The sequence below is a fragment of the Pseudomonas migulae genome, from assembly GCF_043225285.1.
In the GTDB taxonomy this organism is placed as follows: domain Bacteria; phylum Pseudomonadota; class Gammaproteobacteria; order Pseudomonadales; family Pseudomonadaceae; genus Aquipseudomonas; species Aquipseudomonas migulae_C.
Window position 1 is genome coordinate 4468122 of sequence record NZ_CP171224.1, and the last position, 14701, is coordinate 4482822.

At 61.1% G+C, this 14701-nt stretch carries 11 protein-coding genes; 10 read left to right on the top strand and 1 reads right to left on the bottom strand.

What is annotated here, in order from left to right; all coding sequences use genetic code 11:
* Position 1 precedes the first annotated feature (1 nt).
* Positions 2–3499, bottom strand: coding sequence for a glycosyltransferase (locus tag ACF6ZU_RS20460; RefSeq protein WP_392886444.1), 3498 nt, complete (start codon positions 3497–3499; stop codon positions 2–4).
* 367 nt (positions 3500–3866) lie between these two features.
* Between ACF6ZU_RS20460 and ACF6ZU_RS20465 the strand changes: the two genes are divergently transcribed.
* The 10 genes from ACF6ZU_RS20465 (at position 3867) to ACF6ZU_RS20510 (ending at position 14676) form a co-directional block, all read left to right on the top strand.
* The gene (locus tag ACF6ZU_RS20465) at positions 3867–5060 is read left to right on the top strand and encodes a sensor histidine kinase (RefSeq protein WP_392893856.1); all 1194 of its coding nucleotides are present in this window, start codon (positions 3867–3869) and stop codon (positions 5058–5060) included.
* A 5-nt stretch (positions 5061–5065) separates the two neighbouring features.
* The gene (locus ACF6ZU_RS20470; protein ID WP_392886446.1) at positions 5066–6451 is read left to right on the top strand and encodes a sigma-54-dependent transcriptional regulator; all 1386 of its coding nucleotides are present in this window, start codon (positions 5066–5068) and stop codon (positions 6449–6451) included.
* A gap of 253 nt (positions 6452–6704) precedes the next feature.
* The gene (gene fliE, locus ACF6ZU_RS20475; RefSeq protein WP_017337179.1) at positions 6705–7034 is read left to right on the top strand and encodes a flagellar hook-basal body complex protein FliE; all 330 of its coding nucleotides are present in this window, start codon (positions 6705–6707) and stop codon (positions 7032–7034) included.
* Between the two features lie 15 nt (positions 7035–7049).
* Entirely contained in the window at positions 7050–8837 is a 1788-nt protein-coding gene (gene fliF / locus ACF6ZU_RS20480) for a flagellar basal-body MS-ring/collar protein FliF (RefSeq protein WP_392886449.1), read from the top strand.
* Positions 8830–9849, top strand: coding sequence for a flagellar motor switch protein FliG (fliG, locus tag ACF6ZU_RS20485; RefSeq protein WP_007894195.1), 1020 nt, complete (start codon positions 8830–8832; stop codon positions 9847–9849). The genes fliF and fliG overlap by 8 nt, the downstream gene beginning before the upstream one ends.
* Positions 9850–9856: 7 nt before the next feature.
* Complete coding sequence (gene fliH, locus ACF6ZU_RS20490) at positions 9857–10669, top strand: flagellar assembly protein FliH (RefSeq protein WP_392886452.1); 813 nt, start codon at positions 9857–9859, stop codon at positions 10667–10669.
* On the top strand, positions 10659–12017 hold the full coding sequence (gene fliI / locus ACF6ZU_RS20495) for a flagellar protein export ATPase FliI (RefSeq protein WP_392886454.1): 1359 nt from the start codon (positions 10659–10661) through the stop codon (positions 12015–12017). Before fliH ends, fliI begins: the two co-directional genes overlap by 11 nt.
* Positions 12018–12023: 6 nt before the next feature.
* Complete coding sequence (fliJ, locus tag ACF6ZU_RS20500) at positions 12024–12473, top strand: flagellar export protein FliJ (protein ID WP_392886456.1); 450 nt, start codon at positions 12024–12026, stop codon at positions 12471–12473.
* A gap of 194 nt (positions 12474–12667) precedes the next feature.
* A complete protein-coding gene (locus ACF6ZU_RS20505) occupies positions 12668–12967 on the top strand; it encodes an STAS domain-containing protein (RefSeq protein WP_392886458.1) in 300 nt (99 codons plus the stop codon).
* A 5-nt stretch (positions 12968–12972) separates the two neighbouring features.
* The gene (locus ACF6ZU_RS20510) at positions 12973–14676 is read left to right on the top strand and encodes a SpoIIE family protein phosphatase (RefSeq protein ID WP_392886460.1); all 1704 of its coding nucleotides are present in this window, start codon (positions 12973–12975) and stop codon (positions 14674–14676) included.
* The last annotated feature ends 25 nt before the right edge of the window (positions 14677–14701 follow it).

Sequence of the window (14701 nt, forward strand, 5' to 3'; positions counted from 1 at the left end):
TTCAATCCGTCAGCCAGGCGTTTCGCCACGTCAGCAGGTGTTCGTCCCTGAGCATCCAGTTATCGAGCACCACGCTGCGCAGGGCGTCACCGGCCCTGGCGTTTGCATCGGGTTCAGCGAGATGTTCGCGAATGGCGGCGATCCAGTCTTTCGGCTTGTTCTTGACCCTGGTCACCGGGAAGTCACCGCGATAACAGATGATGTCCGAGCAAATCACCGGGAAGCCACACGCACCGTATTCCAATAGCCGTAGATTGCTTTTGCAGGCGTTGAAAACAGAGTCTTTCAGCGGTGCCAGAGCCAGGTCCAGGTTTAGGCCAGCCAGGCGTTCCGGGTATTTCTCAATGTTCACGCCCCTATGGAATTCGTGGACATAGGGACGCAGTGCCGGTGGACACATGCCCATAAACACCCACTCCACTTCCCCGGCCAGTTCACGAACCACCTCGGAGATGACGTGCAAGTCAGCGCCATGGCCCGAGCCCCCAGCCCAGCCGACCCGAGGTTTGCGGCCTTGTTGGCGAAGGCTGTTGAGGCCACTCCACCACTGGCTTGGTAAACGGTTTTCTACCACGCGGATATCGGCGTTGTAGCCCTTCAGTGCATTGGCCAGCGGCTGCGTCGAGACCACCAGCCGATCGCACAGGCCCACGGCTTTCTTCAAGCGCTTGGCAATGTCTTTGGGGGGCAGGTCGCGGCTTGCGCCGGCGGGTACGTCGAGAATGTAGTCGTCCAGCTCGTAGACCTTGAAAGCCTTGGAGAATGCTTTGGTGTTCTGCATGAACTCGAGCTGAGGTGTCGTGTATTGCCGCTGGAAAATGATGGTGTCCGGCGCCAGGCGCTCCAGCTCTACCGGTTGAAGCGCCCAGTCACTCACCGCGCCCTCGACCAGGTGCGCGGCTTTCATGGCCGCGAAGGGCTGACGCACCCGATAATGACCGCAGCCGAAAGCGTCGCCGGGGTAGCACAGCGCTTGAGGTAGCGCGCGACTGGCGAACGGTTGCCAGCCGGCTTCGCTGCGGGATTCGGCGGCGAAGCCGCTGCCTTCCAGGGTCAGGTTGCGGTTGTAGGCCGAATCGTTAGCGAGCAGCGGTAGCCAGCGTTGGTACATCACCGACTGTTCGCGCTTGAAGCGTTCGCGCTTGGCTTCCAGCTTGGTCGTGTCGACATTGTTCTGGCTCACGTTGGATTCGTGCATGAGCACTGCATAAGGCGTCCAGACGATCAGTCGCCCGGCCTGTCCGGCCTTCAGGCACAAATCTACGTCGTTGAAACAAACCCCCAGGCCGGACTCGTCCATTCCGCCCACCTGGCGGTACAGATCCGTGCTGATCATCAGGCAGGCGGCAGTCACCGCGCTGTAGTTCTGATCAACCTGCAAGCGGTGAAGGTAGCCGTTGGATTGCATTGGGTCGCCGAAGAATGGATGGTCTGCGACACCGCGCAAGCCGAGTACCACGCCTGCGTGCTGAATAGTCCCGTTGGGAAACAACAGTTTGGCGCCGACAACCCCGACTTCCGGTCGTTGAGCGTGATGGAGCAATGCGCCAAGCCAGTTGCCGTCAATGACCGCCGTGTCATTGTTGAGGAGTACCAGGTAATCGCCATGAGCGTGGCCGACAGCAAAATTGTTGATCGCCGAGTAGTTGAACGGGTGCGGGTAACGCAGGATGCGCACCTTGGTGTCGTTCAAACTTTCCATACCCTCGAACCATTCCCGGGCCTCGGCGGTTTCACTGTTGTTGTCGATGATGATCAGTTCGTAATTCGTATAGAGGGTTTTCTCAATAATGCTTTCGATGCAGCGCAGCAGCATCGGCAGGCAGTCCTTGGTGGGAATGAGGATGGACACCAACGGCTGTGCGGCGTGTTGGTAAACCACGCGGTTGATCATCGGCAAAGGTCCCGCACGCAGCTCATGAGCCACGCCCAGGCGCTGCAAATGCGCCTCGACGATCGCCGCGGAATGCGCGACGACCTTGGGTTCGCCGAGCCACTGACCGAAGTTGATTGCCTGGTGCACTAGCACGTCAGAAAGGTGCCCGACGGTGCCAAGCCCGTGAGTTTCAATCAGCCGATAGAGCAAATCATGAGGCGCCAGTTCGGGAAAGGCGGGATCGAAGCCATCAGCCTCCAGCACGGCTTCGCGACTGAAGGCCAAGGCTCGGCCGACATACGGATAACTGCGCATCAGATCCAGGTTCAGGTCCGGCTTGAATACAGGGTCCTGGCATCCAGTCGGGGTCAGCGAGTCTTCATCGCTGTAGCAAACTTTGATACCGGGATTCAGGGCGATGCCTTCGGCGAGCAACAGCAGTGCGTGAGGATCGAGCTGATCGCCGCCCCGCAGCAGGTAACACCAATCGACTTCGATGCCTTGCAGCAGCTCATTGAGCTGGCTTGGCCAGGATTCAGCCAGCGGTAGCCAGACCAGATTGTCGGCTGGCGTCACGCCTACCGGTTCCGCATCGGACAGCACCACGATGGCTGCCGCCCCATAAAGCTGGCGGTCAATGCTTTCCAGGCTGGAGCGCAACAACGCAATGTCACCGGTGGTATCGGTCAATACCAACAACACGTCCGGTTGCTGTGGCCAGCTGGCAAGTCGTGCCGGTAACGCTTCAAGCTCGGCAGGGGCCAATTGCCGGGTGTCCAGCCAGCGCCGATACAGCTCGATATTGCGCTGCTGATGGCCGACATTCGCCAGTACACCAAAAAAGCGTTCCAAGGCGTGCGCCAGGGTGCCTTCAAGCTGATCGCGTTCGGTTTCGAAATCCTTGCTTGTCAGGCGCATCCGTTCCACTGGCGCCAGCGCGTCGGTACGTACAAAGAAATTTGAGCCGGTAAAAAAATGAGCGGCGTCGATTTCTCGTGGGTCAAAGCCTGCGCGCTCGAACAGGGTGAGCAAGTGCGCGCGGGTGCTTTCATCGAGGTTTTTGGTGATCTGCAGGCAATATTTCTCGATGCCGAGCAGCGGATTGCGCGCCGGGTCGGCAAGGTGTTCTACCGATTGACGGAAGCGTACCGGGTTTAGCAAGTCATCGAAAAGGTCTGGGGTCGAGGCGTTCGTCGCGCCCTGGCGCAGCTGGGGCTGGGTGTGCAACTTGACCAGCGTGTGAATGTTGTCGGCACGTACGAGCGGCAACATCTGCAGGAAAGGCAAAGCATCCCTCCCGTGGTTGGCCACCCGGTACAGTGAGTAACTCAGCCCGCTGGCCTCCAGCTGGGCACGTACTGTGTCGTCACGGCCGGCCACGCAGGTTACGTAGAGGTGCAGGCGTTCATGCAGATCAATCAAGCGGACCAGAATGTCTCGCAGCACATCGGGGTGAAGCGCATGGATGACCACGCCGACCGGAGGCTCACCGTCTTCGAAAACTGGCTGCTGCACGACCAGCGCTTCGCACTCCTCGATGACCGGGGCTGCGGTAGGGTATGCGTTGATCAGCGGGGTGTCAGAAACCTGGTAAACGCCTCGGTTTGAGGGGGTATTTGTCATGGTCATACCAATTTGAATAGGGGGGCGCAGCGCGTGTTTGTCGAGTAGCCGGCGCTGGATCGAAATCGACTTCGGCGTGGTGCGGCGCATTGAACAGCCGCGCGTGAAAATGCCCCGGTAGCCGTCAATGAAATGTTGCTCTCCAAAGGGGGTAAAGCAGGAAGCGTTCCAACTTCAGGCCTCGACGCCAATGGTGGGACTGCGCAATTGCAGGGCTCGCCAGCACTCGATCGCGGTTTTGCGTGCATCGTCATCCCCGTACTCCGTGCACACCCTTTTTAGGCACGGGTATTGCTATAGCCCTCGCAACGTTCCGTTTCACTGACGGTCAGCCAAGCGAGAGAGCACGATGCCCCAAGCCGCCCAGATGTCTCCTGTCCCTGACGCTTCGGGGCAACCGTCGTCCGTAGAGCAGGCAAGCCGGCTTGGCCTTGAGCAGGCTTTCGCGCTGTTCAACCAGATGTCCAGCCAGTTGACCGACTCCTACAGCATGCTCGAAGCCCGGGTCACCGAGCTCAAGGGCGAGCTGGCAGTGGTCAGCGCGCAACGCATGCAGGAACTGGCGGAAAAGGAACGCCTGGCCAACCGTCTGCAAAACCTCCTCGATCTGTTGCCGGGCGGTGTCATCGTCATTGATGCCCAAGGCATTGTGCGCGAAGCGAACCCCGCGGCCTGCGAGCTGCTCGGTCTGCCCCTTGAGGGCGAACTGTGGCGTCATGTCATTGCCCGCTGTTTCGCGCCACGGGAAGACGACGGTCATGAAATCTCGCTCAAGGACGGTCGACGTTTGTCGATCGCCACGCGTTCGCTGGATGCCGAGCCGGGTCAGTTGGTGTTGCTCAACGACCTGACCGAAACCCGTCATCTGCAGGACCAGCTGGCTCGCCACGAGCGCTTGTCCTCCCTCGGCCGGATGGTCGCCTCGCTGGCTCATCAAATTCGCACACCTTTGTCCGCTGCGTTGCTCTACGCCAGTCATTTGACCGAACAAGAATTGCCGGTCGCCACGCAGCAGCGTTTTGCCGGACGGCTGAAAGAACGTCTGCATGAGCTGGAGCATCAGGTGCGCGACATGCTGGTGTTTGCCCGTGGCGAGCTGCCGCTCACCGATCGCGTCACGCCGAAGATGCTGATGCAGTCCTTGCAATCGGCTGCCTTGACCCACGTGCAGGATTTGCCGATCCGCTGGCAGTGCGACAGTCATGCGGGCGAGTTGCTGTGCAATCGCGACACGCTGGTCGGGGCGATCCTGAACCTGATCGAGAATGCCATCCAGGCCAGCGCCGGCGACGTGCGCTTGAAGGTCCATCTCTACGCCCGAGACAACACGCTGCGGGTGTCAGTCAGTGACAACGGCAGCGGCATCGATGCGAAGGTGCTGGCGCGTCTGGGCGAACCTTTCTTTACCACCAAAACCACCGGCACCGGCCTCGGTCTGACCGTGGTCAAGGCGGTGGCGCGTGCTCATCAGGGAGAATTGCAACTGCGCTCGCGGCCGGGTCGCGGCACCTGCGCGCAGGTCATCCTGCCGCTGTTCAGCAGCACTCAGGGAGCGGAGTGAAGGACATGGCGATCAAGGTTTTACTGGTCGAGGATGACCGCGCGTTGCGTGAAGCGCTGGCGGATACGCTGTTGCTCGCGGGTTACGACTACAAGGCGGTCGGTTCGGCGGAGGAGGCGCTGGAAGCAGTCGGTGCCGAGTCATTCAATCTGGTCCTCAGTGACGTCAACATGCCAGGCATGGACGGCCATCAACTGCTGGGAATGTTGCGCGCTCGTCAGCCGCAACTGCCGGTGTTGCTGATGACGGCGCATGGCGCCGTGGAGCGTGCCGTCGATGCGATGCGCCAGGGCGCGGTGGATTATCTGGTCAAGCCGTTCGAACCCAAGGCGCTGCTGGACCTGGTGGCGCGTCACGCGCTGGGCAGTCTCGGCGCGCCCGATCGCGAGGGGCCTGTCGCGTTCGAGCCGGCCAGCGCGCAATTGCTGGAGCTGGCCGCGCGAGTGGCGCGCAGTGATTCCACGGTGTTGATTTCCGGCGAGTCCGGCACCGGCAAGGAAGTGCTGGCGCGGTATATCCATCAGCACTCGCATCGCGCCAGCCAACCGTTCATTGCGATCAACTGTGCGGCGATTCCCGACAACATGCTCGAGGCGACGCTGTTCGGTCACGAGAAGGGTTCGTTCACCGGTGCCATTGCGGCGCAGGCGGGCAAGTTCGAGCAGGCGGATGGCGGCACTATCCTGCTCGACGAGATTTCCGAAATGCCCCTCGGCCTGCAGGCCAAATTGCTGCGCGTGTTGCAGGAGCGCGAGGTCGAGCGCGTCGGCGCGCGCAAACCCATTACGCTGGATATCCGTGTGGTCGCGACCACTAACCGTGACCTGGCTGGCGAAGTGGCGGCGGGGCGATTCCGTGAAGACCTTTACTATCGCCTCTCGGTGTTTCCGTTGGCCTGGCGTCCGTTGCGCGAGCGCACCGCCGACATCCTGCCACTGGCCGAGCGCCTGCTGGCCAAGCACGTCAATAAAATGAAGCATGCTGCTGCGCGACTGTCGCCTGAGGCGCAGGCGTGCCTGGTCGGTTATCCATGGCCGGGTAACGTGCGCGAGCTGGATAACGCCATTCAGCGTGCGTTGATTTTGCAGCAGGGTGGCTTGATCCAGCCGCAGGATTTCTGTCTGACCGGGCCGGTCGCCTATGCGCCCCTGCTGACATCGGCACCTGCGCCGGTGCGCGTGGCGGATGCCGAGGCCGAATCCGCCGGGGCGCTGGGCGACGATCTGCGTCGTCGCGAATTCCAGATGATCATCGACACACTGCGCGCCGAGCGCGGTCGCCGCAAAGAGGCGGCCGAACGCCTGGGCATCAGCCCGCGCACCTTGCGCTACAAGCTGGCGCAGATGCGCGATGCCGGAATGGATGTGGAAGCGTACCTGTTCGCCACCTGAAAACCGATGCACACAAAACCCCTGTAGGAGCGAGCCTGCTCGCGATGAGGCCGTGTCAGCTGGCATTTATGTGTCTGTCGCACCCTCATCGCGAGCAGGCTCGCTCCCACAGGGGCTGCGGTAATTTTTGATCAAAGCGAAGCCAGGACGGCTTTTGTTGAGAGTGGCCACGGAGCTGGCACCCTTGTTGCTAACACCTCACTACCCGCCGAGTGAGTGTCAAAAAATTGCGGGCCGCCAGAGAGAGTAGTCCATGAGCCAAGGTATTGAATTCAATCGATTGATGCTGGATATGCGTTCCATGCAAATGGATGCGATGTCTGCGCCGAAATCGACTGCCGCCGTCCCAGAACTGAGTGGCAGCAGCTTTTCCGACATGCTCGGTCAGGCCGTCAATAAAGTGAACGACACCCAGCAGGCGTCCAGCCAGTTGGCCAATGCCTTCGAAATCGGCAAGAGCGGCGTCGACCTGACGGACGTGATGATTTCCTCGCAGAAGGCCAGCGTGTCTTTCCAGGCGTTGACCCAAGTGCGTAACAAGTTGGTTCAGGCATACCAAGACATCATGCAGATGCCGGTTTAAGGACGAGATTGAGTCATGGCAGAAGCAGTCGCCGATAATGTTCCGGCCAAGGCCACCCCGATAGACGGCAAACCGCCGCTGTTCGGCTTGTCCTTCCTGGAAAACCTCTCCGAGATGACCATGTTGCGTCAGGTGGGCCTGTTGGTCGGCCTGGCTGCGAGCGTGGCGATTGGCTTCGCCGTAGTGTTGTGGTCCCAGCAGCCGGACTACCGGCCTCTGTACGGCAGCCTTGCCGGTATGGACGCCAAGCAGGTCATGGACACCCTGGCTTCCGCTGATATCCCCTACACCGTTGAACCGAACTCCGGTGCCTTGCTGGTCAAGGCCGATGACTTGTCCCGTGCGCGACTCAAGCTCGCGGGCGCTGGTGTCACTCCCAGCGATGGCAACATCGGTTTCGAGATCCTCGACAAGGACCAGGGGCTCGGCACCAGCCAGTTCATGGAAGCGACCCGTTATCGTCGCGGCCTCGAAGGCGAACTGGCACGGACCATCTCCAGCCTGAACAACGTCAAGGGTGCCCGCGTGCACCTGGCGATTCCGAAGAGCTCGGTGTTTGTGCGCGACGAGCGCAAGCCAAGCGCTTCTGTTCTGGTGGAACTGTATTCCGGCCGCTCGCTGGAGCCGGGCCAGGTGCTGGCGATCATCAACCTGGTCGCGACCAGCGTGCCTGAACTCAGCAAGTCGCAGATCACCGTCGTCGACCAGAAAGGCAACCTGCTTTCCGATCAGGCGGAGAACTCCGAACTGACCATGGCCGGCAAGCAATTCGACTACAGCCGTCGCATGGAAAGCATGCTTACCCAGCGTGTGCACAACATCCTGCAGCCGGTATTGGGCAACGACCGCTATAAAGCCGAAGTCTCCGCTGACGTGGATTTCAGCGCCGTCGAGTCAACCTCCGAGCAGTTCAACCCGGATCAACCGGCGTTGCGCAGCGAGCAGTCGGTCAACGAACAACGCACGGCCAGCAATGGCCCGCAAGGTATCCCGGGCGCTCTGAGCAACCAGCCGCCGGCACCGGCATCTGCGCCGCAAACCACCGGTGGCGCTACTGCGCAGGCCGGTATGGTGCAGCCAGGTCAGCCATTGCTCGACGCCAACGGTCAGCAAATCATGGACCCGGCCACCGGCCAGCCGATGCTCGCGCCGTACCCGGCGGACAAGCGTCAACAATCCACCAAGAACTTCGAACTCGACCGTTCCATCAGCCACACCAAACAACAGCAGGGTCGCTTGAATCGCCTGTCGGTGTCCGTTGTCGTGGACGATCAGGTCAAGGTCAACGCAACCAACGGTGAAACCACCCGTGCACCGTGGAGCGCCGACGAATTGGCGCGCTTCACCCGCCTGGTTCAGGACGCCGTCGGTTTCGACGCCAGCCGTGGCGACAGCGTCAGCGTGATCAACATGCCGTTCTCCGCCGAGCGCGGTGAAGTGATCGCCGATATTCCGTTCTATTCCCAGCCGTGGTTCTGGGACATCGTCAAGCAAGTACTGGGTGTGTTGTTCATCCTGGTGCTGGTGTTCGGCGTGCTGCGTCCGGTGCTCAACAACATCACCGGTGGCGGCAAAGGCAAGCAGCTGGCCGGCATCGGCAGCGACGTGGAACTCGGTGGCATGGGCGGCCTGGATGGCGAACTGGCCAACGACCGCGTCAGCCTCGGTGGCCCGACCAGCATCCTGCTGCCTAGCCCGAGCGAAGGCTATGACGCACAGTTGAACGCAATCAAGAGTCTGGTGGCAGAAGATCCGGGTCGCGTGGCCCAGGTCGTGAAAGAGTGGATTAACGCAGATGAGTGATAACCGAGCCGTTGCCGCCAAACTGACCAAGGTCGACAAAGCCGCGATCCTGCTGCTGTCCCTCGGTTCGACCGATGCCGCCCAGGTGCTGCGCCACATGGGGCCCAAAGAGGTCCAGCGTGTGGGTGTGGCCATGGCGCAAATGGGTAACGTGCACCGCGAGCAGGTCGAGCAGGTGATGAGCGAGTTCGTCGACATCGTCGGCGACCAGACCAGCCTGGGCGTCGGCTCCGACGACTACGTGCGCAAAATGCTCACCCAGGCCCTGGGCGAAGACAAGGCCAACGGCCTGATCGACCGGATCCTGCTGGGTGGCAACACCAGTGGCCTCGACAGCCTGAAGTGGATGGAACCGCGCGCCGTCGCCGACGTGATCCGTTACGAGCACCCGCAGATCCAGGCGATCGTCGTGGCGTATCTCGACCCGGATCAGGCCGGTGAAGTGCTGGGCAACTTCGACCACAAAGTGCGTCTGGACATCATTCTGCGGGTTTCCTCGCTGAACACCGTGCAGCCAGCCGCCCTGAAAGAGCTCAACCAGATTCTCGAGAAGCAGTTCTCCGGCAACTCGAATGCCTCGCGCACCACCCTGGGTGGCATCAAGCGCGCGGCCGACATCATGAACTTCCTCGACAGCTCGATCGAAGGCCAGCTCATGGACTCGATCCGCGAAGTCGACGAAGACCTGTCCGGTCAGATCGAAGACCTCATGTTCGTGTTCAACAACCTGTCCGATGTCGACGACCGTGGTATCCAGGCTCTGTTGCGCGAAGTGTCCTCCGACGTGCTGGTGCTGGCCCTCAAGGGTTCGGACGAAGGCGTCAAGGAAAAGATCTTCAAGAACATGTCCAAACGAGCGGCCGAACTGTTGCGCGACGACCTCGAGGCCAAAGGCCCGGTGCGCGTCAGCGACGTGGAAACCGCACAGAAAGAAATCCTCACCATTGCTCGCCGTATGGCCGAAGCCGGAGAAATCGTTCTCGGCGGGAAGGGCGGCGAAGAGATGATCTAAGGTCACTATGTCGTCCAAACATGATGAGTCCCAGACCGACCTGCTCCGTGGCAAGGATGTCGCGGGTTTTGATACCTGGTCGCTGCCCAGCTTTGACCCGCCTGCACCGGAGCCCGAGCCGGAACCTGAGCCCGAGCCTCCGGAAATGGAAGAAGTGCCGCTGGAAGAAGTCCAGCCACTGACCCTCGAAGAGCTCGAAAGCATTCGCCAGGAAGCCTATAACGAAGGCTTCGCGACCGGCGAGAAAGAAGGTTTTCACAGCGCCACGCTCAAGGTTCGTCAGGAGGCCGAGGCCGCCTTGACGCCGAAAGTCACGGCGCTTGAGCAATTGATGGTGAACCTGTTCGAGCCCATCGCCGAGCAAGACACACAGATCGAAAAATCCCTGGTCGACCTTGTTCAGCACATCACCAAACAGGTGATCCAGCGCGAGCTGGCCATCGATTCGACGCAGATCGAACACGTGATGCGCGAGGCCCTCAAGCTGCTGCCGCTGGGCGTGGGCAATGTGCGTCTGTACATCAATCCGCAGGATTTCGAACAGGTCAAAGCCCTGCGCGAGCGCCATGAAGAAACCTGGCGCATCGTCGAGGACGAGGCGTTGTTGCCCGGTGGTTGCCGGGTCGAAACCGAACACAGCCGCATCGACGCCACGGTCGAAACCCGTGTCGCGCGGATCATGGACAAGCTGTTCGATCAGTTGCACGAGCAGGCCTTGCACCCTGCGGCGCCGGACTTGAGCCTGGAGCTGCCGGTGGCCGCCAAGCCTGCCGCTACGCCAGCCGTCGAGCCTGAACCGGAAGACCCCGATGCGTCTTGATCGCACCAGCTTCGCCAAGCGCCTGGGCAGTTACGCCGAGGCCGCGGAGCTCGCCGGCGCACCGATCCTTGAAGGTCGTTTGTTGCGCATGGTCGGCCTGACCCTCGAAGCCGAAGGTTTGCGTGCCGCCATGGGCAGTCGCTGCATGGTCATCAACGACGACAGTTATCACCCGGTGCAGGTCGAAGCCGAAGTCATGGGCTTTTCCGGCAGCAAGGTGTTCCTGATGCCGGTTGGCAGCGTCGCCGGCATCGCGCCCGGCGCCCGTGTGGTGCCTTTGGCGGACACCGGTCGCTTGCCGATGGGCATGAGCATGCTCGGACGGGTGCTGGATGGCGCCGGTCGTGCGCTCGACGGCAAAGGCGGGATGAAGGCTGAAGACTGGGTGCCGATGGACGGCCCGACCATCAACCCGCTCAAGCGTCACCCGATCAGCGAACCGCTGGACGTGGGCATTCGCTCCATCAACGGTTTGTTGACGGTCGGTCGCGGTCAGCGGCTCGGCCTGTTCGCCGGTACCGGCGTCGGCAAGAGTGTGCTGCTGGGCATGATGACCCGGTTCACCGAGGCGGACATTATTGTCGTCGGGCTGATCGGTGAGCGGGGGCGTGAGGTCAAGGAGTTCATCGAGCACATCCTCGGTGAAGAAGGCCTCAAGCGTTCGGTCGTCGTCGCCTCGCCTGCGGATGATGCGCCGCTGATGCGTCTGCGTGCCGCGATGTATTGCACGCGGATCGCCGAATATTTTCGCGACAAGGGCAAGAACGTCCTGTTGCTGATGGATTCCCTGACCCGTTTCGCCCAGGCCCAGCGGGAAATCGCCCTGGCCATTGGCGAGCCGCCGGCCACCAAGGGTTATCCGCCCTCGGTGTTCGCCAAGCTGCCGAAACTGGTGGAGCGGGCCGGTAACGCCGAGAAGGGCGGCGGTTCGATCACGGCGTTCTACACCGTGCTGTCGGAAGGCGATGACCAGCAGGACCCGATCGCCGATGCGGCGCGGGGCGTGCTCGACGGGCACATCGTGCTGTCCCGGCGTCTGGCCGAGGAAGGGCATTACCCGGCCATCGACATCGAAGCCTCCATCAGCCGGGTCATGCCGTCGGTGGTGTCGCAGGAGCACATGCTCCGCTCGCAGTATTTCAAGCAGTTGTGGTCGCGTTATCAGCAGAGCCGGGACTTGATCAGCGTGGGCGCTTATGTCGCCGGCGGCGATCGGGAAACCGACCTGGCGATCTCCCTGCAACCGCAGTTGGTCAAATACCTGCGTCAGGGTTTGAACGACAGCATCAGCCTGGGCGAAAGCGAAGCCTATCTCGGCTCGATCTTCGCGCCCGCGGCTGGCGGGTAACCGGTCATGGCCCAGACTCGGGCGGGGCGGCTGGCGCCGGTGGTCGAAATGGCCGAGAAGGCCGAAAAGACCGCTGTCCAGCGCTTGGGCCACTTTCAGGGCCAGGTGCGCCTGGCCGAAAGCAAGCTCGCCGACCTTGAAGCCTTTCGTCTCGACTATCAGGAACAGTGGATCGTGCGCGGCAGCAGCGGCGTTTCCGGTCAGTGGTTGCTCGGGTATCAGGGCTTCCTGGCGCAACTGGGCGTCGCCATCGATCAGCAGCGACAAAGCCTGGCGTGGCATCAGAACAACATGAGCAAGGCGCGGGACACCTGGCAGCAGGCGTTTGCCCGGGTCGAAGGTCTGCGCAAACTGGTCCAGCGTTATGCGGATGAAGCGCGGCAGCTTGAAGACAAGCGCGAACAGAAGCTGCTGGACGAGTTGTCCCAGCGGTTGCCGCGTGAGAGTCCGTATTGATTGTCACGGGTAAATACCTTCCCTGTAGGAGCGAGCCTGCTCGCGATGAGCCCGAGAGCGCACGGAAACATCAGAATTACAGCGTTATCCTTGACGACCATCGCCAGCGAGCTCGCTCCTGCACACTTGCCCGAGCTTCTACCAGGTGCTAAACCTTGTACAAGTATGTTCACCAATGACAAGGAAGCCGTTCAATGTCAGTCGTTACAGAAGTCTCCCAAGATGGGCAAAAGCTGACGATATCAATCAAGGGACGATTCGATTTCGCCAAGCATCAGGAGTTTCGCGAGTCCTATGAGTCCAGGGACCTCGGCGCAGTGGTCGTCGACTTGAAGGAAGCGACCTACCTCGATAGCTCGGCACTGGGCATGTTGCTCCTGCTGCGCGATCACGCCGGTGGCGACAATTCCGACATTCGCGTCGTCAACAGCAGTTCGGACGTGAAAAAGATCCTCGCCATCTCGAACTTCGACAAACTGTTCGACATCAGTTGATCGTCGTGCAGCCGCTCGAACCGCTGACGATACTGATCGCCGAAGACAGTGCGGCCGATCGCATGCTGCTGTCGACGATCGTCCGGCGCCAGGGCCATGAAGTCCTGACGGCTACCAATGGTGCCGAAGCCGTCGAAGCATTTCGTTTGCAGCGACCGCAACTGGTCCTGATGGACGCGATGATGCCGGTGATGGATGGTTTCGAGGCCGCGCGGCAAATCAAGGCATTGGCGGGAGAGACGCTGGTGCCGATCATCTTCCTCACGTCGCTGACCGAAAGCGAAGCCTTGGCGCGCTGTCTGGAGGCCGGCGGTGACGACTTTCTGGCAAAACCCTACAACCAGGTGATCCTTTCCGCCAAAATCAAGGCGATGGATCGCTTGCGACGGTTGCAAGCCACCGTGCTGGAGCAGCGAGATCAGATCGCCAGGCACCACGATTACCTGCTCAACGAGCAGCGTGTGGCCAAGGCCGTATTCGATAAGGTGGCCCATTCCGGCTGTCTGAGCGCCCCCAATATCCGTTACCTGCAATCGCCCTATGCGCTGTTCAACGGCGATTTGCTGCTGGCGGCGTTCACCCCGGCGGGGGACATGCACGTCCTGCTCGGTGATTTCACTGGCCATGGTTTGCCGGCGGCTGTCGGCGCGATGCCGCTGGCTGAAGTCTTCTACGGCATGACCGCCAAGGGCTATGGCCTGTCGGAAACCCTGCGCGAGATGAATGCCAAGCTCAAGCGCATCCTGCCGGTGGACATGTTCTGTTGCGCGACGTTGCTCTGTTTGAGTTTCCAGCGACGTTCGGTGGAGGTCTGGAATGGCGGGATGCCGGACGGGTATCTGCACAGCCTTGCCAGCGGCGAGCGTACACCGCTCAAGGCCCGGCATTTACCCCTCGGCGTACTGAGCCCGCAGACCTTCGATGACCGCACGGAAGTCTTTCCGATGGCCGTCGGCGATCGGGTCTTCCTGTTGTCCGACGGGGTTATCGACACCTGCGACGCCCATGATCAGCTGTTTGGTGTCGAGCGATTGCAACAGGTGTTTGCGGCCAATCGGGAGCCTGATCAGTTGTTCGAGGACATCGAACAGGCGCTGCGGGATTTTCGCGGTGAGGCCCGCGACGATGTCAGCATGGTCGAGGTCAGTCTGCTGGAGGCGACACAGTTGAGTCCGCCAGCCCTGATCTATTCCGATAGCGGCCAGTCTTGTCCGCTGGATTGGTCGGTGAGTTTCGAGTTTCGCGGCGCCACCCTCAAACGCTTCAATCCGCTGCCTTATCTGCTGCAATTGCTGTTGGAAGTTCATGGTCTGCGCGCACAGAGCGGGGCGCTCTACAGTGTGCTCGCCGAGTTGTATTCCAATGCGCTGGAGCACGGCGTGCTGGGGCTGGACTCGAGTCTCAAGCGCGATGCCTCGGGTTTTGCCCGCTATTATCAGCAACGCAATGTGCGCCTGGACGAGCTGCAGGATGGCTATGTGCGGGTGCATTTGCAGGTTGCGCCAAAGGACGACGGCGGCTGCCTGATTATTCGCGTCGAAGACAGCGGCAAGGGTTTTGACGTCGAGCGGGTGATGGCTCGCCCTGTGGATGGTGCCCGTCTGTCGGGGCGTGGCATCAGTCTGATCCGCCAGTTGGGCCGTAACGCCCAATGGTCCGACGAAGGTCGAACTGCCCGCGTGGAGTTTTTCTGGGAGGCTCTGGCATAATCCACGCGTTCTTGATCAAGGAGTG

Coding starts and splice junctions, on each gene's coding strand:
- fliJ (WP_392886456.1), top strand. CDS start 12,024: ATGGCCCAGACTCGGGCGGGGCGGCTGGCGCCGGTGGTCGAAATGGCC.
- ACF6ZU_RS20460 (WP_392886444.1), bottom strand. CDS start 3,499: ATGACAAATACCCCCTCAAACCGAGGCGTTTACCAGGTTTCTGACACC.
- fliG (WP_007894195.1), top strand. CDS start 8,830: ATGAGTGATAACCGAGCCGTTGCCGCCAAACTGACCAAGGTCGACAAA.
- fliI (WP_392886454.1), top strand. CDS start 10,659: ATGCGTCTTGATCGCACCAGCTTCGCCAAGCGCCTGGGCAGTTACGCC.
- ACF6ZU_RS20470 (WP_392886446.1), top strand. CDS start 5,066: ATGGCGATCAAGGTTTTACTGGTCGAGGATGACCGCGCGTTGCGTGAA.
- fliH (WP_392886452.1), top strand. CDS start 9,857: ATGTCGTCCAAACATGATGAGTCCCAGACCGACCTGCTCCGTGGCAAG.
- ACF6ZU_RS20465 (WP_392893856.1), top strand. CDS start 3,867: ATGTCTCCTGTCCCTGACGCTTCGGGGCAACCGTCGTCCGTAGAGCAG.
- ACF6ZU_RS20505 (WP_392886458.1), top strand. CDS start 12,668: ATGTCAGTCGTTACAGAAGTCTCCCAAGATGGGCAAAAGCTGACGATA.
- fliE (WP_017337179.1), top strand. CDS start 6,705: ATGAGCCAAGGTATTGAATTCAATCGATTGATGCTGGATATGCGTTCC.
- fliF (WP_392886449.1), top strand. CDS start 7,050: ATGGCAGAAGCAGTCGCCGATAATGTTCCGGCCAAGGCCACCCCGATA.